At 69.6% G+C, this 19,819-nt stretch carries 20 protein-coding genes and 1 riboswitch; of the genes, 6 read left to right on the top strand and 14 right to left on the bottom strand.

Going from position 1 to position 19,819, the window contains the following annotated elements; all coding sequences use genetic code 11:
* Nucleotides 1-73: 73 nt before the first annotated feature.
* The 3 genes from RMT89_RS37425 to RMT89_RS37435 all read right to left on the bottom strand — a co-directional run bounded on the left by RMT89_RS37425 (nt 74) and on the right by RMT89_RS37435 (nt 1,768).
* Nucleotides 74-1,237 carry a cysteine desulfurase family protein gene (locus RMT89_RS37425; protein WP_315888228.1) on the bottom strand — a complete coding sequence of 388 codons (1,164 nt, stop codon included), beginning with the start codon at nt 1,235-1,237 and terminating at the stop codon, nt 74-76.
* Nucleotides 1,238-1,330: 93 nt separating this feature from the next.
* The gene (locus RMT89_RS37430; RefSeq protein WP_315888229.1) at nt 1,331-1,597 is read right to left on the bottom strand and encodes a DUF4190 domain-containing protein; all 267 of its coding nucleotides are present in this window, start codon (nt 1,595-1,597) and stop codon (nt 1,331-1,333) included.
* 15 nt (nt 1,598-1,612) lie between these two features.
* The gene (locus RMT89_RS37435) at nt 1,613-1,768 is read right to left on the bottom strand and encodes a hypothetical protein (RefSeq protein ID WP_315888230.1); all 156 of its coding nucleotides are present in this window, start codon (nt 1,766-1,768) and stop codon (nt 1,613-1,615) included.
* A gap of 134 nt (nt 1,769-1,902) precedes the next feature.
* Here RMT89_RS37435 and RMT89_RS37440 point away from each other — a divergent pair, with 134 nt between their 5' ends.
* Nucleotides 1,903-2,532, top strand: a complete 630-nt coding sequence (locus RMT89_RS37440) for a TetR family transcriptional regulator (protein WP_315888231.1) — start codon at nt 1,903-1,905, stop codon at nt 2,530-2,532.
* 192 nt (nt 2,533-2,724) lie between these two features.
* On the opposite strand, the gene RMT89_RS37445 is transcribed toward RMT89_RS37440, so the two are convergent.
* The 11 genes from RMT89_RS37445 to RMT89_RS37495 form a co-directional block, all read right to left on the bottom strand.
* Nucleotides 2,725-3,681, bottom strand: a complete 957-nt coding sequence (locus RMT89_RS37445; RefSeq protein ID WP_315888232.1) for a YafY family protein — start codon at nt 3,679-3,681, stop codon at nt 2,725-2,727.
* A gap of 63 nt (nt 3,682-3,744) precedes the next feature.
* Complete coding sequence (locus RMT89_RS37450) at nt 3,745-4,605, bottom strand: thioesterase family protein (RefSeq protein WP_315888233.1); 861 nt, start codon at nt 4,603-4,605, stop codon at nt 3,745-3,747.
* 93 nt (nt 4,606-4,698) lie between these two features.
* Nucleotides 4,699-5,355, bottom strand: a complete 657-nt coding sequence (locus RMT89_RS37455) for a trimeric intracellular cation channel family protein (protein WP_315888234.1) — start codon at nt 5,353-5,355, stop codon at nt 4,699-4,701.
* A 71-nt stretch (nt 5,356-5,426) separates the two neighbouring features.
* Complete coding sequence (locus tag RMT89_RS37460; RefSeq protein WP_315888235.1) at nt 5,427-6,653, bottom strand: dipeptide ABC transporter ATP-binding protein; 1,227 nt, start codon at nt 6,651-6,653, stop codon at nt 5,427-5,429.
* Entirely contained in the window at nt 6,650-7,747 is a 1,098-nt protein-coding gene (locus RMT89_RS37465) for an ABC transporter ATP-binding protein (RefSeq protein WP_315888236.1), read from the bottom strand. Before RMT89_RS37465 ends, RMT89_RS37460 begins: the two co-directional genes overlap by 4 nt.
* Nucleotides 7,744-8,751 (bottom strand): ABC transporter permease, encoded by a 1,008-nt coding sequence (locus RMT89_RS37470; RefSeq protein ID WP_315888237.1) that lies wholly within the window; start codon nt 8,749-8,751, stop codon nt 7,744-7,746. Before RMT89_RS37470 ends, RMT89_RS37465 begins: the two co-directional genes overlap by 4 nt.
* A 69-nt stretch (nt 8,752-8,820) precedes the next feature.
* A complete protein-coding gene (locus RMT89_RS37475) occupies nt 8,821-10,599 on the bottom strand; it encodes an ABC transporter substrate-binding protein (RefSeq protein ID WP_315888238.1) in 1,779 nt (592 codons plus the stop codon).
* A 37-nt stretch (nt 10,600-10,636) separates the two neighbouring features.
* Complete coding sequence (locus tag RMT89_RS37480) at nt 10,637-11,632, bottom strand: ABC transporter permease (protein ID WP_315888239.1); 996 nt, start codon at nt 11,630-11,632, stop codon at nt 10,637-10,639.
* 322 nt (nt 11,633-11,954) lie between these two features.
* Complete coding sequence (locus RMT89_RS37485) at nt 11,955-12,743, bottom strand: enhanced serine sensitivity protein SseB C-terminal domain-containing protein (RefSeq protein ID WP_315888240.1); 789 nt, start codon at nt 12,741-12,743, stop codon at nt 11,955-11,957.
* A 139-nt stretch (nt 12,744-12,882) separates the two neighbouring features.
* The gene (locus tag RMT89_RS37490) at nt 12,883-13,677 is read right to left on the bottom strand and encodes an enhanced serine sensitivity protein SseB (protein WP_315888241.1); all 795 of its coding nucleotides are present in this window, start codon (nt 13,675-13,677) and stop codon (nt 12,883-12,885) included.
* Between the two features lie 68 nt (nt 13,678-13,745).
* Nucleotides 13,746-14,420 (bottom strand): AAA family ATPase, encoded by a 675-nt coding sequence (locus tag RMT89_RS37495; protein WP_315888242.1) that lies wholly within the window; start codon nt 14,418-14,420, stop codon nt 13,746-13,748.
* A gap of 170 nt (nt 14,421-14,590) precedes the next feature.
* A riboswitch (glycine riboswitch) is annotated at nt 14,591-14,686 on the top strand.
* Between the two features lie 147 nt (nt 14,687-14,833).
* Here RMT89_RS37495 and gcvT point away from each other — a divergent pair.
* From gcvT to RMT89_RS37520, 5 genes are all read left to right on the top strand, one after another.
* Nucleotides 14,834-15,952: a glycine cleavage system aminomethyltransferase GcvT gene (gene gcvT, locus RMT89_RS37500; protein WP_315888243.1), complete on the top strand. Its 1,119-nt coding sequence runs from the start codon at nt 14,834-14,836 to the stop codon at nt 15,950-15,952.
* A 99-nt stretch (nt 15,953-16,051) separates the two neighbouring features.
* Nucleotides 16,052-16,429 carry a glycine cleavage system protein GcvH gene (gene gcvH, locus RMT89_RS37505; RefSeq protein ID WP_315888244.1) on the top strand — a complete coding sequence of 126 codons (378 nt, stop codon included), beginning with the start codon at nt 16,052-16,054 and terminating at the stop codon, nt 16,427-16,429.
* Nucleotides 16,430-16,443: 14 nt separating this feature from the next.
* Nucleotides 16,444-17,709 (top strand): serine hydroxymethyltransferase, encoded by a 1,266-nt coding sequence (gene glyA, locus RMT89_RS37510; protein WP_315888245.1) that lies wholly within the window; start codon nt 16,444-16,446, stop codon nt 17,707-17,709.
* A gap of 60 nt (nt 17,710-17,769) precedes the next feature.
* Nucleotides 17,770-19,152 (top strand): L-serine ammonia-lyase, encoded by a 1,383-nt coding sequence (locus RMT89_RS37515; RefSeq protein WP_315888246.1) that lies wholly within the window; start codon nt 17,770-17,772, stop codon nt 19,150-19,152.
* Nucleotides 19,153-19,224: 72 nt separating this feature from the next.
* Nucleotides 19,225-19,758 (top strand): glycoside hydrolase family 25 protein, encoded by a 534-nt coding sequence (locus RMT89_RS37520; RefSeq protein ID WP_315888247.1) that lies wholly within the window; start codon nt 19,225-19,227, stop codon nt 19,756-19,758.
* The last annotated feature ends 61 nt before the right edge of the window (nt 19,759-19,819 follow it).

Here is a 19,819-nt window from a genome sequence, read left to right on the forward strand (position 1 = left end):
CTTGGGCTTTCGGCCGGTGCGGCGAGAGTGCGTGCCGGGCGTCGCGACGGGGCGAACGTTGCCTGTCGCGGCACTAGGTCAGGCCCGCGGCGCGGGCCCGTTCCACCGCCGGGCCGATCGCCTTGGCGACCGCCTCGACGTCGGCCTCCGTGGAGGTGTGGCCGAGGGAGAAGCGGAGGGTGCCGCGGGCCAGGTCGGGGTCGGTGCCGGTGGCCAGCAGGACGTGGCTGGGCTGGGCGACGCCCGCGGTGCAGGCGGAGCCGGTGGAGCACTCGATGCCCTGGGCGTCGAGCAGGAGCAGCAGGGAATCGCCCTCGCAGCCGGGGAACATGAAGTGGGCGTTGGCCGGGAGGCGGTCGACCGGGTCGCCGCCGAGGATCGCGTCCGGGACGGCCGCGCGGACCGCCGCGATGAGGTCGTCGCGCAGGGCGCCGATCTCCCGGGCGAACCACTCGCGCTGCTCGGCGGCCAGCCGGCCGGCGACCGCGAAGGAGGCGACGGCGGGGACGTCGAGGGTGCCGGAGCGGACCTGGCGCTCCTGTCCGCCGCCGTGCAGGACGGGGACGGGGGTGTGGTCACGGCCGAGGATCAGTGCGCCGATGCCGTACGGGCCGCCGATCTTGTGGCCGGAGACGGTCATCGCGGCAAGGCCGGATGCGGCGAAGTCCACCGGGAGCTGGCCGAAGGCCTGGACGGCGTCCGCGTGCAGGGGGACACCGAACTCGGCGGCGGCGTCGGCGAGTTCACGGATCGGCATGATGGTGCCGATCTCGTTGTTCGCCCACATGACGGTGGCCAGGGCCACGTCGTCGGGGTTGCGGGTGATGGCTTCGCGCAGGGCCTCGGGGTGGACCCGTCCGTACTCGTCCACCGGGAGGTACTCGACGGTGGCGCCCTCGTGTTCGCCGAGCCAGTGCACCGCGTCGAGGACGGCGTGGTGTTCGACGGGGGACGCGAGGACCCGGGTGCGGGCCGGGTCGGCGTCCCGGCGTGACCAGTACAGGCCCTTGACCGCGAGATTGTCCGCCTCGGTGCCGCCGGAGGTGAAGATCACCTCGCTGGGGCGGGCACCCAGTGCTTCCGCGAGGGTTTCGCGGGACTCCTCGACGGTGCGGCGGGCCTGGCGGCCGGCCGCGTGCAGGGACGAGGCGTTGCCGGTGACGGTCAGGTGCGCGGCGAGTGCCTCGACCGCCTCGGGGAGCATCGGGGTGGTCGCGGCGTGGTCGAGGTAAGCCATGGTGACGCCGATTCTACGGGCCCGCTCCGCTTGGCTCGGGCCGGGCGCCACCTGGGGTGCACCTGAATCGGCGGCGCGGCTACGCGGGTTCCCTCAGAAGCTCCAGGAGACCGTGCCGTCCGCCTGCATGAACGCCACCAGGACCAACAGGTCCGCCACGCCCAGGCCGAGGCCCAGGTAGGCGCGGCCTCGGCGTTGGGTGCCGCGCCAGAGGGCGACCGCTGCCAGGACTATGGCGATCGGGCCCAGGAAGACGTTGAGGACCAGGAGGCCTACGAGGCCCAGGATGAAGGACGCTACGGCCATGCCGTCGGTGTCGCGGACGCCGGTGCGGCTGGTGGCCGGGGCGGTGAGTTGCATGGTGGGTCAGCTCCCTCAGTGAGTGCGGCGGGCGTGGCGCTCGCGGAGCGCGAAGATGCCGAGCCATACGGCGATCACTACGGCGGCGACGACGGTGAAGCCGAGCGGCGCGTGGGCCACGGTGCCCAGGACGACGCCCAGCAGCAGGAGCGCGGCGACGAGGAACAGCATGGGATGGGATCCCCCTCCGAGATGCGTCTCGTTACATTTCGGTGAACGGTTGTAGTTACACTTGTTCACTGACTTCCGAGTCTAGCGCGCCCGACGGCTTTTCAATTCCAGAGAACAGTTGTTAACTGCATGGCATGAGTCACACCCTCGGCATCCGGCAGGCCCAGAAACAGAAGACCCGCCAGGCGCTCCTGGACGCCGCGTTGGGACTGCTGGAGGAGCAGAGCCTGAGCAGTCTGGGCCTGCGCGAGGTCACCCGCGCCGTCGGTGTCGCCCCCACCGCCTTCTACCGGCACTTCCGTTCCACCGCGGATCTCGGCGTCGCCCTCGTCGAGGAGGCGCTCGGCAGCCTCCACCCGATGATCCGCACCACCGTCTCCGCCGACGGCGACCCGGACGAACGCATAGCCCGCGCCGTCGAGTTGATCGCCGGCCACGTCACCGCGCACCCGGCCCACGTCCGGTTCATCGCCCGTGAACGGCACGGCGGGGTCCAGTCCGTCCGGGAGGCCATCCAGGACCAACTCGCCCGGTTCGGCGAGGAAGTGAAGCGTGAGCTCGCCAAGGACCCGATGTCCGAGGGCTGGAGCGACCACGACCTGCTGATGCTGGCCAACCTCTACGTCGACCAGATGCTCATGACGGCCTCGCTCTTCCTGGACGCGCTGGAGGAGGGGGCCGAGGAGAAGCGGGCGCAGGTCGTCCAGGTCGCCACCCGGCGGATGCGGCTCATCAGCATCGGCCGCCGGCACTGGTTGGACTGAGCCGCGACGGGCGCTCTGCGTCAGCCCTGCTGCTGAGCCCGCTGCCCCGGGACCCCGGACGGCATCCCCGACGGCGGCCGGCAGTTCTGCTGACCGGAGTCGCCCGTGTCCGAGGACGACGACGAGTCGCCGGGGCCACAGGCCACCAGCGCCAGGGGCGAGAGCAGCAGCAGAGCCGCCGCGCCCTGTCAGTCAGTCGGAGCGCTGGTACAGCTCCAGGACGGAGGCCGCCGTGCGGACCAGCTCCGCGCACACCTGGGGCGGCGACACGACCTCCACCTGGTCGCCGAACGCCAGCAGTTGGCGGGCCTCGCCGAGGAAGCCGTACGACAGCCGGGCCGTCACCCACTCGCTGTCGTCCCCGCCCTCGGGGAGCGCGGTCAGCCAGGGGCCGTTGATACGCCGGAACAGGTCGAGACGGTCGCGGCGGACGCGGACGGTCACGTCGATCGCGCCGGGGCGCTCCCCCACCTGGCGGCGCAGTTCCCCCCAGACATCGGCGAGTTCGACGCCCGGCCGGCGTTTCACCGGGCCCGTCAGGACCGTCGCCGAGCGCACCCGGTCGGCCCGGAACAGCCGCGGCTTTCCCCGGCGGTCGGCGACCAGGTACCAGACACCCGCCTTGGCGACCAGGCCGTAGGGGTCGACGGTGTCCGTCCGGTTCCCGGTCTCCCCGCCGTGGCGGTACCGCAGCTTCAGGCGCCGGTCGGTGAAGACCGCGTCCTGGAGCACATCCAGGTCCGCGGCCGGTTGCGGACCGCCCTTCCAGCGGGTGGCGTCCACGCGGATGCGGCGGGAGGTCACCTCGGCGGCCGGGCGGTGCGGTGCCGGAAGGGCGGCCATCACCTTGCGCAGGGCCGAGCCGAGCGCCGTGTCCAGGCCGAGGGCGGCGTGGGCGCCCTGGACGAACAGAGCTCGGGACTCGTCCGCGGTCAGGCCCGTGACGCCCGTACGGAAGCCGGCGAGCAGTTCGATGCCGCCGTGCCGGCCGCGCTCGGTGTAGACCGGGACGCCGGATATCGACAGCGCCTCGACATCCCGGTAGATCGTGCGGACCGACACCTCCAGCCGCTCGGCCAGTTCGGTCGCGGTGACGCGGCCACGGTTCTGGAGCGGCAGGAGGATGGAGAGCAGGCGGTCCGACTTCACCCGGTCAGGCTACGAGGGGCGCCCGCATCCTCGTGACGTCAGCCGAGACGGATCCTCGTGACGTCAGCCGAGACGGACCCTTGCCAACTGCCTCGACTGGGCCACCAAGCGGTCCTCGCTGTCCCACACCTCCGCGTCCTCCTCCAGGAAGCCGCCCGCCAGGTTGCGGGTCGTGATCGACACCCTCAGGGGGCCCGGGGCCGGGCGGGTGCGGACGTGGACCGTCAGTTCGACCGTGGGGACCCAGCCCCTGATGCCGAGTTCGAAGGCCGTCGGCGGCAGGGCGTCCACCGCCAGGAGCAGGGAGAGCGGGTCCGCGTCGCGGCCGTCGGCCAGGCCGAACCAGGCGCGCATCTCGCCCTTTCCGGACGGGGCGCCGAGGGCCCAGCCCAGGGTCGAGGGGTCCAGCTTGATCATCAGGCGGTCGGTGATGGCGGAGCTGCCGGGGACGGGGGCGGGACCGTCCTCGGGGCCGAAGCACTGGTCCATCGGCGGGAACGCGGGCGGCTTCGCCGTCGTACGGACGTCGTCCGGGAGCGTGTCGAGGTCGCCGTAGGAGGCGAGGACGCGGATGCGTTCGATCTCCCGGCCCTGCTCGTCGTACTGGAGGAGCGAGGCCTGGCCGGTCGACAGGGTGCGGCCGGTGCGGACCACCGAGGTGCGGACGACCGCCGGGCCGGGCTGGGACGCGGTCAGGTAGTGCGCCGAGATCGTGAACGGGTCGGCGTGCGGCAGGGCGTCGGAGAGCGCGCGGCCCAGGACGGCCAGCAGATAGCCGCCGTTGACGGCGTTGATGATGGTCCAGCCGGCGGAGAGGTCGATGTCGTAGACCCCGGGCTCGCGCCGGGTGAGCGCGGTGTCGCGGTCGAACTCGCTGTCGCCGATCGTGGCCTGCGTGGCCGGCGCGGAGGCTGCTTCTGGCATGACTGAACGGTACAACAACCAACTACTAAGCGGTAGCTTTTCCATCCGCTCCCCCGATGACTCCACCCGCTGCTCGACCCGCAACTCCACCCCCTACTCCTCCCGCACCGTCGACCGCCGGTTCCACGCCCGTGGCGCCCGCCAGTGGTACCGCATCGCGAGCAGGCGCAGGACGAAGGCGGTGGCCGCCGCGACAGCGCTGGTGACGGAGTTCAGGGTGTCGAAGCGGATGCACAGGACGACCATCGTGGCGCCGACGATCGCCGGGACCGCGTAGAGGTCGCGGTCCCAGCGCAGCAGGGAGGGGACCTCGTTGGCGAGCACGTCGCGCAGGACGCCGCCGCCGACCGCGGTGGCGAGACCCAGGGCGGCTGACTGGGTGAGGCCGAGGCCGTGGTCGTACGCCTTCGTCGTGCCGGTGACGCAGAACAGGCCGAGGCCGGCCGCGTCGAAGACGTTCACGCCGGTCTGGATGCGCTCCACGTGCGGATGCAGGAAGAAGACCAGGAGCGCGGCGAACAGCGGGGTCACGAAGTACCCCAGGTCCGTGAAGGCGGCGGGCGGTACGGATCCGATGATCAGGTCCCGGAACAGCCCTCCGCCCAGTGCGGTGACCTCGGCGAGGACGGCGATGCCGAAGACGTCGAAGTTCTTGCGGACCGCCAGCAGGGCGCCGGAGATGGCGAAGACGAAGATGCCGATCAGGTCGAGCGTGTGCTGGACGGACGGGGTGAAGAGTTGCTGGAACACCCTGCCATTCTTACCCGGAAACGAACCCCCGCCTTTCATTACAAGGCGGGGGCCCGGTCGGACTTGAGGTCTCAGCCCTGCTTTTCGGGGGCTTCCGGCTTGTCGGAAGCGTCCTCGGTGGACTCCTCGGAGGTCGCCTCGACCTCCGCCGCCACCGCCGCCGAAGTCTCCGCCGACTCCGCCAGCACCTCGTCGGACACCAGTACCGCCGCCTCCTTCGCGGCGGTCAGCAGGACCGTGTCCTGCGGGGCCTGGTCCTCGAAGTTCTCGGGGTGGTGGCAGGCGACCCGCTGGCCGGGGCGCAGCTCCAGCAGCGGCGGCTCGGTCGTCTTGCAGATCTCCGTCGCCTTCCAGCACCGCGTGTGGAACCGGCAGCCGCTCGGCGGCGCGATCGGCGAGGGCACATCGCCGCGCAGCAGGATGCGGTCGCTCTTGGCGCCCCGGCGCTTGGGGTCCGGCACCGGTACGGCCGACATCAGCGCCTTGGTGTACGGGTGCATGGGAGCCTCGTACAGCGAGGTGCGGTCGGCGAGCTCGACGATCTTGCCGAGGTACATCACCGCGATCCGGTCCGAGACATGGCGGACGACGGACAGGTCGTGCGCGATGATCACGTACGTCAGGCCGAGCTCCTGCTGGAGGTCGTCCATCAGGTTCACGACCTGCGCCTGGATCGACACGTCGAGGGCGGAGACCGGCTCGTCCGCCACCACCAGCTTCGGCTTGAGCGCCAGTGCCCGCGCGATGCCGATGCGCTGGCGCTGACCGCCGGAGAACTCGTGCGGGTAGCGGTTGTAGTGCTCGGGGCTCAGGCCGACCAGCTCCAGCAGGCGCTGGACCTCCTTCTTCACCCCGCCCTCGGGCTCGACGCCCTGGAGCCGGAAGGGCGCCGAGACGATCGAGCCGATGGTGTGCCGGGGGTTCAGGGAGCCGTACGGGTCCTGGAAGATCATCTGGATGTCCCGCCGCAGCGGGCGCATCCCGGCCGTGTTCAGCCGCGTGATGTCCTTGCCCTCGAAGTGGATCGAGCCGCCCGTCGGGTCCTGGAGCCGGGTGATGACCCGCCCCATCGTCGACTTGCCGCAGCCCGACTCGCCGACCACGCCCAGGGTCTCGCCCTTGCGCACCTCGAAGTCGATGCCGTCGACGGCCTTCACCGCGCCGATCTGGCGCTGGAGCACACCCTTGCGGATCGGGAAGTGCTTCTGCAGGCCCTCGACCTTGAGCAGCACCTCACGCTCGTCGGGAGCCGACGCCTGCGCCGGGACGACCACGTCCGTCTTCTTTGTATCGCTCACAGCTTCGGCGCAATCTCTTCGGTCCAGATCCGCGTGCGGTCCTCGGGCGAGAGGTGGCAGGCGGAGAAGTGTCCGGTGCCGACCTGCGTCAGCTCGGGGCGCACGGTGCGGGTGACATCGCCCTTGGGGACGTCCGCGTACGGGCAGCGGGGGTGGAAGGCGCAGCCCGAGGGGACGTTGATGAGGCTCGGCGGCTGGCCCTTGACCGGGATGAGCCGCTCGGAGGTCTCACGGTCGATGCGGGGCATCGAGCCGAGCAGACCCCAGGTGTACGGGTGCTGCGGCCGCTCGAAGATGTCGTCGACCGGGCCGCGCTCCACGCACCGGCCGCCGTACATCACCAGCACGTCGTCGGCGATGTCGGCGACCACACCGAGGTCGTGGGTGATGAGGACGACCGCGGAGCCGAACTCCTTCTGCAGATCCCGGATCAGGTCGAGGATCTGCGCCTGGACGGTGACGTCCAGGGCGGTCGTCGGCTCGTCCGCGATGAGCAGCTCGGGGTTGTTGACCAGTGCCATGGCGATCATCGCGCGCTGGCGCATACCGCCGGAGAACTCGTGCGGGTAGCCGTCGACACGCTTGGCGGGCTCGGGGATGCCGACCCGGTCGAGCATCTCGACGGCCCGCCTGCGCGCGACCTTCTTGGAGACGTCGTGGTGGACCCGGTACGCCTCCACGATCTGGTTGCCGATCGTGTAGTACGGGTGCATCGCGGACAGCGGATCCTGGAAGATCATCGCCATCTCGCGGCCACGCAGCCGGCGCACCTCGTCCGGGGCGGCGGAGACCAGCTCCTTGCCGTCGAGCCAGATCTCGCCGGACATCTGGACGTTCTTGCCGCGCGCGCCGAGCCGGTGCAGGCCCATGATCGCGAGCGAGGTGACCGACTTGCCCGAGCCGGACTCGCCGACGATGGAGAGGGTCTTGCCCTTCTCCAGCTTGAAGCTGAGCCCGTCGACGGACTTGACCAGGCCGTCGTCGGTCGGGAAGTGCACCTTGAGGTCGCGGACTTCGAGGAACGCGGCGGGCGCGTCGGAGGGGGCCTTGACGGGCTCCCCCACTGCGGCACCGGTCTTGGAGAGTTCGGTCACGAGAGCCTCACCCGCGGGTCGGCGGCGGCGTACAAGAGGTCCACCAGGAAGTTTGCGATCACGACGAAGAACGCGGCGAGCAGGGTCACGCCGAGGATCGGGGGCAGGTCGTTGTCCCGGATGGACTGCACCGCGTACTCACCGATGCCGTGCAGGGAGAAGACCGTCTCGGTGATCACGGCACCACCGAGCAGCAGCCCGAGGTCCATGCCGAAGACGGTGATGATCGGCGTCAGCGCCGCCCGCAGCCCGTGCTTGGCCACGACGTTCCGCTCGCGCAGGCCCTTGGCGCGGGCGGTACGGATGAAGTCCTCGCTCATCGTCTCCAGCATGCCGGAGCGGGTGAGCCGGGCGTAGATGGCCGAGTAGAGCAGGGCGAGTGAACACCACGCCGGGAACAGTGTGTTGGCCCACTGCGAGGGGTTCTCGGTGAAGGGGACGTACTCGCGGCCGAAGATCGGCCACTTGTAGGTGAAGAGGAACAGCGCGAGCTGGCCCGTGAAGAACATGGGCAGCGAGACACCGGCGAGGGCGATGCCCATGAACGTCCGGTCGGCGAACGACCGCGGCTTGAGCGCGGAGATCACACCGGCCGTGACACCGCCCAGCAGCCACATGACGGCGGCACCGGCGGCCAGGGACATCGTCACCGGCAGGCGGTCGGTGAGCTGCGGCCAGACCTGGACGTGGGTCTTGAAGGAGTAGCCGAAGCAGGGCGCGTTGCACTGCGCGGTGGTCGGGCCCAGGTCATAGGTCGCGCCGGAGACGATCCCCTTGATGAAGTCCCAGTACTGGACGTAGACGGGCTGGTCGAGACCGAGGTTCTGCTTGACCGCTTCGATGTCGGCCTTCGAGGGGCTCTTCCCGATGTACTGCTGAGCCAGCTGGTCGGCCGTCTGGCCCGCCAGTCTCGGCAGCAGGAAGAAGATCGCGAAGGTGACCGCGGTGACGACCAGCAGCAGGATCACCGCTGCGACCGTCCGGCGGAGGATATACGAGATCACGGGGATCGGCGCTGGTGCCCGCGGGCCGCGAAGCCCGCGGGCACCAATGCCTTCACCTGCCTTCCGGGGCTACTTCTTGGTCGTGCCGATGTTGAGGTAGTCGTACTGACCGCTGAAGGCCGCCGTGGAGACCAGGTTGGTGAAGCCGGCCGGGCGGTACAGCAGGACCTTGAAGTAGGTCAGCGGAACGAGGGCCGCCTCCTCCATGGTCTTCTTGTCGATCTCGGCGTAGAGGCTGTTGCGCTCGTTCTCGTCCTCGGTCGCGATGGCCTTCTCAAGCATCGAGTTGACGTCGGCGTTGTCGAGCTGCGACAGGTTGGTGTTGCCGGAGGCACCGATCGCGTCACCGTGCAGGATCTGCTGCTCGAAGCCGTAGCCGGACGGCCAGTCGGCACCCCACTGCATCATGTGCAGGCCGATGTTCTGCTTCTTGTTGAACTTCGGCACACCCGCGCTGTCGGTGAAGTACTTGCCCGACGGGTACTGCTTCAGGGTGGCGTTGATGCCGGCCTGCTTCAGCGAGTTGATGATCGCGGTCGCCGCGGCGATCTCCTGCGGACGGTCGCTGCGCGCCGAGATGTTGGTGCTGATCGAGCTCTTGCCGCAGGCCTTCAGCTGCTCCTTGGCCTTGGCGGCGTCACCCTTGTTGTCCGGGGTGGCGTACAGGTCGGTCTTCTGGTAGCCCGGGATGTCCGGCGGCAGGACCGTGGTGGCGATGTCACCGCGGATCGGGCCACCGAGCGCGGTCTGCACCGAGTTCTTGTCGACCGCGTACTGCACGGCCTTGCGGCACTCGACCTTGTCGAACGGCGCGAGCTTGGTGTTGATCGCCATGTAGACCAGACGGCCACCGAAGGTGTTGTCGGTGTTGGCCTTGAGGGCGGGGTCACCCACGACCTCCGCCTGCGTGGCGGCCTGGACGCCACTGCCGCCGAGGTCGATCGCCTTACCGGCCCTGACGTCCTGGTCGATGGTCTCGGCGTTGACCTTCAGCTTGACGACGATCTTGTCCGGGTACTGCTTGCGCAGCGGGTCGGTCGCGGCGTCCCAGTTCTCGTTGCGGACGAGGACGGCCTGCTTGCCCTCCTCGTAGCTCTCGAACTTGTACGAGCCCGAGGACACGATGCTCTTGACGTAGTCGACGCCCTTGTCCTTGGCCTTCGGGACCGGGGCCGTCTGCGGGGTGGCGACCAGGTAGTCGAACTCCTGGAAGGCGCGGTTGAGCTTGAAGACGATCGTGGTGTCGTCCGGCGTCTCGATCGACGCGAGGCCCTTGTCGCTCTTGTCCTTGTAGGGACCCTTGTACTTTTCGCCGCCCTCAAGGAACTGCTGGAAGTAGTTCGGGCCGAGGGAGAGCACGTCACGCGCGAAGTTCGAGCGCTCGACCGCGTACTTGACGTCCTTGGACGTGATCGGCGTGCCGTCCTCGTACTTGAGGCCCTCACGCAGCTTGTACGTCCAGGTCTTGCCGCCGTCGCTGGGCTCACCCGGAGCCGACGCGAGGTCCGGGACCAGCTCGTTGCCGGCCTCGCCCGGGGCGGGCTTGAACGTCATCAGCGGGCGGGCGTACAGCCGGCTGAGGTTGTACATGTACGCGTAGTACGTGTTGCCCGGGTCGAAGGAGTCCGGCACGTCCGAGTACTCGTAGGTGACCGTGCCCCCCTTCGCGTCGGAGGCGTTGACGACACCCTTGGTCGCGGCGTTGGCGCCGGCCGACTTGTTGTTGCCGTCGCCATTGTCGTTGTTGTCATCGGCCTTGCTGCAACCCGAAAGCACCAGGCTGACAGTGCCGATGGCCGCGATGGCGGCCAGCGCTGACCTTCGCATGATGGTCTGCTTCCCCTCCATAGTTGGAAACTTGATGGGCTCTCGACGCGGCCGCATGTCAGCGGCTGCGCGGGTCGAGAGCGTCACGGAGTCCGTCGCCGAGCAGGTTGAACGCCAGGACGGTGACGAAGATGGCGAGGCCCGGCACGATCATGAACTGCGGATCGACCTTGTAGAAGTTGACCGCCTCGCTGAGCATGCCGCCCCACGACGCCTGCGGGGGCTGGATGCCGACGCCGAGGAAGCTCAGGCTGGCCTCGAAAAGGATGTTCGTCGGGATGAGCAGCGTCGAGTAGACGATGATCGGGCCGACCAGGTTCGGGAGCAGCTCCCGGAAGAGGATGTACGGCCCCTTGGCGCCCATGCCCCGGGAGGCGTCGATGAACTCACGCTCCTTGAGGGCCAGGGTCTGACCGCGGACGATGCGGCCCAGGTAGGGCCAGTTGAAGAAGCCGATGATGAAGATCAGCACGCTGATGTGCAGCGGCAGACCCTCCAGGCCGAAGGCACCGCCCTGGAGCGTCGCCGAGATGGCGATGGCGAACAGCAGCAGCGGGAAGGCCAGGAAGGTGTCCATCAGACGGCTGATGATCGTGTCCACCCGCCCTCCGTAGTAGCCGGCCATCACACCGAGGACCGTGCCGATGGTGTTGGACAGGATGGTGGCCCCGAACGCGACGACCAGGGACACCCAGGAGCCCTCCAGGATGCGGGTGGCGATGTCCCGCCCGAACTTGGGCTCGACGCCCAGCGGGTGGTCCATGCTCATCCCGCCGAAGTCCCCGGCGGGCAGCGAGGTGTTGGGGTCGATCAGGTCCTGGTTGAAGGCGTTGGGGTCGAGACCGAACAGGGCCTGGATGGGCCGGGCCAGAACGGCGAGCAGCACCAGCAGGATGACGACGATGCCGCCGGCCACGGCGACCCTGTCCTTCTTGAACCGGGACCAGGCGATCTGTCCGAGCGAACGGCCCTCGATCTGCCCCTTGTCGGCGCCGCTGAGTACAGCCTCCGGCTGTGCCTCGGCTGCCCCGGTGGTCTCGATCGGTGCGGTCACAGTGACCCGACCCCTCTCGCCGGTGGTGACCGGCCTACGCCCGCCGTGGATTACGGCTTTGTCGACTTGCGCTCGATCACAGGATCGACCGATCCCGTGTCTGACTCGGGAGTCTTCAGCGTCGTCACGATCACCCGCCAGGCCTGGCGACGAAAGTATGCGCAACCGTGATGATGCACTAGGGATTCCGTTATCCGAACAGCCGACAGCGGACGCCGGACAGGAGGGAGTTGGGACACATCGGGCGTTTGACGACCTTCGGCGTCATCTACGCGCGAAGAAATGTGTCGGGTACGTGAACGGCCGATGGCCCGTCACGGGGTCAGTATCCGCCGTGTACCGGCGGGTAGCCGTAGCCGGCGGCGGGCGCCTGCGCAGCGTGGGCCTCACGGTCGTAGAAGGGGCGGGCGCTCGCCCGCATCCACAGGGCGACCGGGTCGTACTCGTCGGACATCGCCACCGTCGACACCGGCAGCCCGTCGGGGACCGCGCCGATGGACTGCTGCATCATCGCGCGCACCGAGTCCACGGCGGGCGGGCTGGTGTCGTACACATCCAGGCCGATGGCGAGGTACGGCGCCCCGAGCGCCGGCTGTACCCAGGCGCGGCGCAGGGCACGGACGGCCGGGGTGCGGTGGGCGTTCTGCGCGAGCAGGGCGTAGAAGTGCGGGATCTCGATGCCGGGCTCCGACAGGCTCAGCGGTCCGGCGGGCTGACGGTCCAGGCCGGTGGCGATCCGGCGCAGGTCGAGCCAGGGGATGCCGACACCGCCGCCCGGGGCGTGCGGGTTGAGCCAGAGGCCGAAGTGGTCCGGGTACAGGGTGCGGGCCGCGTCGACACCGTCGACGACTTCGTAACTGCGGTTCCAGCCGCTGGCCGACAGCTCCTGGGCGGAGGTGACACAGGGGGCGTAGCCGTAGCCATCGACCTCCATGTTCCCGTACTGGGCGTCCGGGGAGCCGGCCTGGCCGTGCCACAGGAGCATCCAGATCTGGCCGGAGTTCGGGGTCGCGAGCGCGCGCAGGAGCGCCTCGTAGGCGTCGTACCGCCCGGGCGTGACCTGGCGCAGCATGTGCTCGACCTGCCCGGCCGCGATGCCGCTGGCGCTCACCTGTACCGCCCCTTCAACCTTTGTCCGACCGAGCCGTGACCCTAGCTTAAGGCCGCCTACGCGCTCGGGACTTGCTGCGCTCTTGCGTCTGCGGGTCCGGTGTGGCTGGTCGCGCAGTTCCCCGCGCCCCTAGGTATCTTCACTGGCCCCGCGTGTAGAAGGGCCGGACCTTTTCCCGCATCCACATCGCCACCGGATCCTGGGCTGCCATGTCCAGCAGGATCAGGTTGACCGGCCAGTTCGTCGGGACCCTGCCCAGGGCTCGGCCCAGGGCGTCCATCGGGGCCGTGCGCAGGTCGCCCTCCCAGTTGGAGAGTTCCACCCCTACGAACATCACCGGGTCCGCCGTTTCGATGGCGGCCAGGCAGCGGCGGGCCGTGGTGACCACGCCGGTCGCCGCGAACTCGGCGGAGGCCGCGGAGAGGAAGTCGACCGGGTCGTCCTGCCAGTCCGGTTCGTAGAGCTTGACGCGGCCGCCGCTCGCGGGGCCGTCCAGCGGGGTGCGGCCCACCCGGCACAGCTCGGCTACCGCCGGCGGCGGGAGGGGGATGCCCACCACGCCGTCGGGGTTGACCGCTATGCCCACCTGCGGGGGCAGACCGCGGGCGAACTCCACCGCGGGGGCGATCGTGTACGACATGTGCGAGCCGACGACCTGGCGGAACTGTTCCTCGGAGCTGAAGACCGGGACATAGGCCTGGCCCGCGATCTCCAGCGTCGGCAGGTCCAGCGGGCCGCTGTGCGGGCCGCCGCCGGAGGGCAGCGGCACCCAGAGGAAGCTGCGGCCGAGGACCTCGATGATCCGGCCGCCCGCCGAGGGCACGCCGAGGGAGGCGGAGAGCACCTCCTCCAGCTCGTTGCCGGGCCATCCACCGTGCGGATGGGGGTGTGCCTGCGCCGGAAAGTCCGCGGGGAGATCCGCCGGGAAGTCCATCTGTCTGACCGCCTGCCGTGAACCACTGATATGGCTGAAAAGGCTAGCGCCTGTGGACCGACCGGGGCTCAGCCCGTGAAGCCGATCCGCCGGAGCACGCCCGCCGCCGGGCGGTCGATCAGCACCGCCGAGCCGCAGCCCTGGGGCAGCTCGCCCTTCTCCACCGCGCGCAGCAGCCGGCCCGCCGCCGAGCGGTGCCGCAGGAAGGCGTACCGCGAGACACCGCGACCGCGCGCACGCTGGCCCTTCAGCGCCTCGTCCGGGGTCACGTCGAGGAGCAGCAGATGCAGCGTGCCGCCCCGGCGCCGCGCCTCGCGGGCCAGCCAGCCGCGCACCCAGGCCTGGGTACCGCAGTCGTGCACGACGACGCCCTTGCCGGAGCGCAGGGCACGCCACAGCCCCGCGTAGTGGGCGAGCCGGACGAGGGGTCGGTAGACCGCGTACGGCAGGAAGCCCGGCATCCGGGCGTCCCAGCGGTCGCGGGTGTCCTGGGAGTCGATGCGCGGGCCCTTCACAGCCCGCCGCATCAGCGTGGACTTGCCGCTGCCGGGCAGGCCGGTGATCACGACGAGGTCCCGGGGCCCGAAGAGCAGCGCGTGCGGGCTGTGGCCGTCGCGTTCGCGCAGGTCGCGGACGACGGGTGCGCGGAGCGTGCCGCGGGCTTCGAGGGCCGGGGCCACGGGCCGCTTGGGCAGCGCAAGGCCCGACGTCGTCGCGTACGCCGTGGTCCTGTTCACCGTCATCGTCCTCCTCCGGGTTCGGGATCTCCCCTCCCCACTGAACGTAAAGAGAAGGTAATGCGCGATCTCTCGCGTTTTCGTGCGCGTACCGCCACAAGCCGGTTACAGATGCGGCCTGCCCACGGAAGCCTCCGCCATGCAATGATGGCCGCGCCAACTGCATACCGGCCGTTTGAATCCGCGCGGGAGAGTCCCCAGCTTTCAGCTGGGGCGCCGAAGGAGCAAGTCCCTCCCTTGAATCTCTCAGGCCCCGTTACCGCGCGGGCGAGGCACATCTGAAAAGCGGACCGCCGTTGCGGTGGTCCCACCCAAGGTGCAAGCCAGGATCCTTTTCCGATCATGGCGAACCTCTCAGGTTCCGATGACAGATGGGGAGGAACGACCTCGCCAGTCATGCCTTGGGAGACGACCGTCCGATGAGCAGTACCGAACCCCGCCGTACCGCCCTCGATGCCCTGCATCGTTCGCTGGGCGCGACGATGACCGACTTCGCCGGCTGGGACATGCCGCTGCGTTACGGCTCCGAGCGCGACGAGCACAACGCCGTGCGCACCCGGGCCGGCCTCTTCGACCTCTCCCACATGGGCGAGATCACGGTCACCGGACCGCAGGCGGCCGCACTTCTCGACTACGCCCTCGTCGGGAACATCGGGGGCGTGAAGGCCGGCCGCGCCCGCTACACCATGATCTGCCGGGCCGACGGCGGCATCCTCGACGACCTGATCGTCTACCGCCTCGCCGAGACCGAGTACATGGTCGTCGCCAACGCCTCGAACGCCCAGGTGGTGCTGGACGCGCTGGTGGATCGTTCCGCCGGTTTCGACGCCGAGGTCCGCGACGACCGGGACGCCTACGCGCTGATCGCCGTGCAGGGCCCCGAGTCCCCGGGCATCCTCGGCTCGCTCACCGACGCCGGCCTCGACGGCCTGAAGTACTACGCCGGGCTTCCCGGCACCGTCGCCGGCGTCCCCGCGCTGATCGCTCGCACCGGATACACCGGCGAGGACGGCTTCGAGCTGTTCGTGAAGCCCGAGGACGCGGTCGAGCTGTGGCAGGCCCTCACCAAGGCGGGCGAGGGCGCCGGCCTGATCCCCTGCGGCCTGTCCTGCCGGGACACCCTGCGTCTTGAAGCGGGCATGCCGCTGTACGGCCACGAGCTCACCACCTCGCAGACCCCCTTCGACGCCGGTCTCGGCCGGGTGGTCAAGTTCGAGAAGGAGGGCGACTTCGTCGGACGCGAGGCGCTCACCGAGGCCGCCAGGCGTGCGGAGACCAACCCGCCGCGCGTCCTCGTCGGCCTGATCGCGGAGGGCCGCCGCGTGCCGCGCGCCGGCTACCCGGTCGTCGCCGGCGGCGAGGTCATCGGCGAGGTCACCTCCGGCGCCCCCTCCCCCACGCTGGACAAGCCCATCGCCATGGCCTACGTCGACGCCGCGCACTCGGCGCCCGGCACCGCGGGCGTCGGCGTGGACATCCGGGGCAGCCACGAACCGTACGAGGTCGTGGCGCTGCCCTTCTACAAGCGCCAGAAGTAACGCGCCGCAGGTGATGCTGAGCACATCACCGCTGCTCACGCATGCTTGCAGCAGTCCCCCATTCACCAGCACTCCCCCGCGTACAGGAGAATTCAGGCCATGAGCAACCCCCAGCAGCTGCGCTACAGCAAGGAGCACGAGTGGCTGTCGGTCGCCGAGGACGGCGTCTCGACGGTCGGCATCACGGAGTTCGCGGCCAACGCGCTCGGTGACGTCGTCTACGCCCAGCTCCCCGAGGTCGGCTCCACGGTGACCGCGGGCGAGTCCTGCGGCGAGCTGGAGTCCACCAAGTCGGTCTCCGACCTGTACTCCCCGGTCGACGGTGAGGTCACCGAGATCAACGAGGACGTCGTGAACGACCCGTCGCTGGTGAACTCCGCCCCCTTCGAGGGCGGCTGGCTGTTCAAGGTACGCGTGACGGAGGAGCCGGCCGACCTGCTCTCCGCCGACGAGTACACCGCCTTTTCCGCCGGCTGAGGAGTCTGAGACGCATGTCCGTCCTGAACACGCCCCTGCACGAGCTCGACCCGGAGGTCGCCGCCGCGGTCGACGCCGAGCTCGACCGCCAGCAGTCCACCCTGGAAATGATCGCCTCCGAGAACTTCGCGCCCGTCGCGGTCATGGAGGCCCAGGGCACCGTCCTGACCAACAAGTACGCCGAGGGCTACCCCGGGCGCCGCTACTACGGCGGCTGCGAGCACGTCGATGTGACCGAGCAGATCGCCATCGACCGGGTCAAGGAGCTGTTCGGCGCCGAGTACGCCAACGTGCAGCCGCACTCGGGTGCCTCCGCCAACCAGGCCGCGCTGTTCGCGCTGGCCCAGCCCGGCGACACCATCCTCGGTCTGGACCTGGCCCACGGCGGCCATCTGACCCACGGAATGCGGCTGAACTTCTCCGGCAAGCAGTTCAACGTGGTCGCCTACCACGTCGACGACGCCGGTCTGGTCGACATGGCCGAGGTCGAGCGGCTCGCCAAGGAACACCGCCCCAAGGTGATCATCGCCGGCTGGTCGGCGTACCCGCGCCAGCTGGACTTCGCGGCCTTCCGGCGGATCGCCGACGAGGTCGGCGCGTACCTGTGGGTCGACATGGCGCACTTCGCCGGCCTGGTCGCGGCGGGGCTGCACCCCAACCCGGTGCCCCACGCCGACGTGGTCACCTCCACCACCCACAAGACGCTGGGCGGCCCGCGCGGCGGCATCATCCTCGCCCGGGGCAAGGAGTTCGCGAAGAAGCTGAACTCCGCCGTCTTCCCCGGCTTCCAGGGCGGCCCCCTGGAGCACGTGATCGCCGCGAAGGCGGTCTCCTTCAAGGTCGCCGCCTCCGAGGACTTCAAGGAGCGGCAGCGGCGTACGGTGGAGGGTGCGCGCATCCTCGCCGAGCGGCTGACGGCGGCCGACGCCCGCGAGGCGGGGGTCAACGTCCTGTCCGGCGGCACCGACGTCCACCTGATCCTGGTGGACCTGCGCGAGTCCGAACTGGACGGGCAGCAGGCCGAGGACCGTCTCCACGAGGTCGGTATCACGGTCAACCGCAACGCCGTCCCCAACGACCCGCGGCCGCCGATGGTGACCTCCGGTCTGCGGATCGGCACGCCCGCCCTGGCCACCCGCGGCTTCACGGCCGAGGACTTCGCCGAGGTCGCGGACGTGATCGCACAGGCGCTGAAGCCGTCCTACGACGCGGAGGCGCTGAAGACCCGGGTCAAGGCGCTTGCCGACAAGCACCCGCTGTATCCCGGTTTGAGCAAGTAGTAGTTCCCTGGCGGGGGGCGCCCGACGATGTGCGCCCCCGCCCTCTCTGGAGGAGTTCCCGTGGCCATCTCGGTCTTCGACCTGTTCTCGATAGGCATCGGCCCGTCGAGCTCCCACACGGTCGGCCCGATGCGTGCGGCCGGCCTGTTCGCACGGCGCCTGCGCAACGAAGGGCTCCTGGAGTCCGTCGCCTCGGTCCGGTGCGAGCTGTACGGCTCCCTGGGCGCGACCGGACACGGCCACGGCACCCCGAAGGCCGTACTGCTCGGCCTGGAGGGCGCGTCTCCCCGGACGGTGGACGTGGAGACGGCGGACGACCGGGTCTCGGCGATCAGTTCCGGGGGCCGGCTGTCGCTGCTCGGCGAGCACGAGATCCCGTTCTCCTTCGACGACGACCTGATCCTGCACCGGCGCAAGGCGCTGCCGTACCACGCGAACGGCATGACGATCTGGGCCTTCGACGCCTCGGGCGCGGAACTGCTGTCGAAGACGTACTACTCGGTCGGCGGCGGCTTCGTCGTGGACGAGGACGCGGTGGGCGCGGACCGCATCAAGCTCGACGACACGGTCCTGAAGTACCCCTTCCGTACGGGCGACGAGCTGCTGCGCCTGACGAAGGAGACGGGCCTGTCGATCTCCTCCCTGATGCTGGAGAACGAGCGGGCCTGGCGGACGGAGGAGGAGATCCGCACCGGCCTGCTGGAGATCTGGCGGGTGATGCAGGCGTGCGTCTCGCGCGGCATGTCGCGGGAGGGCATCCTGCCGGGCGGACTGCGGGTACGCCGCAGGGCCTCGGTGTCCGCGCGGCAACTGCGGGCGGAGGGCGACCCGCTGGCGCACGCGATGGAGTGGATCACGCTCTACGCGATGGCGGTGAACGAGGAGAACGCGGCGGGCGGCCGGGTGGTGACGGCGCCGACGAACGGCGCCGCGGGCATCATCCCCGCAGTGCTGCACTACTACATCAACTTCGCGGCGGGCGCAGCCTCCGAAGGAGAAAAGGAAGACGGCGTGGTCCGCTTCCTGCTCGCCGCCGGCGCGATCGGCATGCTCTTCAAGGAGAACGCCTCCATCTCCGGCGCCGAGGTCGGCTGCCAGGGCGAGGTGGGCTCGGCATGCTCGATGGCGGCGGGCGCGCTGGCCGAGGTGCTGGGCGGTTCGCCGGAGCAGGTGGAGAACGCGGCCGAGATCGGCATGGAGCACAACCTCGGCCTGACCTGCGACCCGGTCGGCGGCCTGGTCCAGATCCCGTGCATCGAGCGCAACGGCATGGCCGCGGTGAAGGCGGTCACAGCGGCGAAGATGGCGATGCGGGGCGACGGCTCGCACAAGGTGTCCCTGGACAAGGTCATCAAGACGATGAAGGAGACCGGCGCCGACATGAGCGTGAAGTACAAGGAGACGGCGCGGGGCGGGCTCGCGGTGAACATCATCGAGTGCTGAACGTTCCCGCCGCGCGCAACTGGGGCATACAACAACTCCCGTCCCCCCACTGACACTTCAGGGAGCCCCCACATGCTGCGCGGCATCGACGTGAGCGCGTACCAGCCGTCGACGTACGACACGGAAGGGCTCTCCTTCGTCTTCATCAAGGCGACGGAGGGCCGTTCCTACGTCAACCCCAGACTCTCCGCCCAGACGAAGCGGGCCCGCGAGGCCGGCCTGGTGGTCGGCTTCTACCACTTCCTCTGGCCCGGCAACCTCACGGCCCAGGCGGAGTACTTCGTGAAGCACGCCCCGGAAAAGGCGGGCGACATCCTCGCCGTCGACTGGGAAACAACGAGCGAGGGCACCCACGCGACCAACGCGGAGAAGGACCTGTTCATCCGCAAGGTGAAGGACCTACGGCCGAACAATCCGGTCGTCCTGTACTGCAACAGGAACTATTGGCTCAACGTCGACACGACGTCATACGCGGGCGACGCCCTCTGGATCGCCGACTACGTCAGGGCGGGCAAGCCCCGCATCAAGGCCAAGTGGCGCTTTCATCAGTACACCGACGATCCGCTGGACAGGAACGTGGCGGATTTCGCGGGTGTGTCAATTTAACGGCTGATCTTGGTTGTTGAGGTGTCAGTTGTTGCTCGGGGTCAGGCGGCCTTCGAAGGCG

Source organism: Streptomyces sp. P17, assembly GCF_032436805.1.
Taxonomy (GTDB): domain Bacteria; phylum Actinomycetota; class Actinomycetes; order Streptomycetales; family Streptomycetaceae; genus Streptomyces.

Excerpts from the sequence above, each read along its gene's own strand:
- RMT89_RS37495 (WP_315888242.1), bottom strand. The coding sequence starts at position 14,420 with ATGACGGTGAACAGGACCACGGCGTACGCGACGACGTCGGGCCTTGCG.
- gcvH (WP_315888244.1), top strand. The coding sequence starts at position 16,052 with ATGAGCAACCCCCAGCAGCTGCGCTACAGCAAGGAGCACGAGTGGCTG.
- gcvT (WP_315888243.1), top strand. The coding sequence starts at position 14,834 with ATGAGCAGTACCGAACCCCGCCGTACCGCCCTCGATGCCCTGCATCGT.
- glyA (WP_315888245.1), top strand. The coding sequence starts at position 16,444 with ATGTCCGTCCTGAACACGCCCCTGCACGAGCTCGACCCGGAGGTCGCC.
- RMT89_RS37520 (WP_315888247.1), top strand. The coding sequence starts at position 19,225 with ATGCTGCGCGGCATCGACGTGAGCGCGTACCAGCCGTCGACGTACGAC.
- RMT89_RS37430 (WP_315888229.1), bottom strand. The coding sequence starts at position 1,597 with ATGCAACTCACCGCCCCGGCCACCAGCCGCACCGGCGTCCGCGACACC.
- RMT89_RS37440 (WP_315888231.1), top strand. The coding sequence starts at position 1,903 with ATGAGTCACACCCTCGGCATCCGGCAGGCCCAGAAACAGAAGACCCGC.
- RMT89_RS37435 (WP_315888230.1), bottom strand. The coding sequence starts at position 1,768 with ATGCTGTTCCTCGTCGCCGCGCTCCTGCTGCTGGGCGTCGTCCTGGGC.
- RMT89_RS37475 (WP_315888238.1), bottom strand. The coding sequence starts at position 10,599 with ATGGAGGGGAAGCAGACCATCATGCGAAGGTCAGCGCTGGCCGCCATC.
- RMT89_RS37425 (WP_315888228.1), bottom strand. The coding sequence starts at position 1,237 with ATGGCTTACCTCGACCACGCCGCGACCACCCCGATGCTCCCCGAGGCG.
- RMT89_RS37490 (WP_315888241.1), bottom strand. The coding sequence starts at position 13,677 with ATGGACTTCCCGGCGGATCTCCCCGCGGACTTTCCGGCGCAGGCACAC.
- RMT89_RS37450 (WP_315888233.1), bottom strand. The coding sequence starts at position 4,605 with ATGCCAGAAGCAGCCTCCGCGCCGGCCACGCAGGCCACGATCGGCGAC.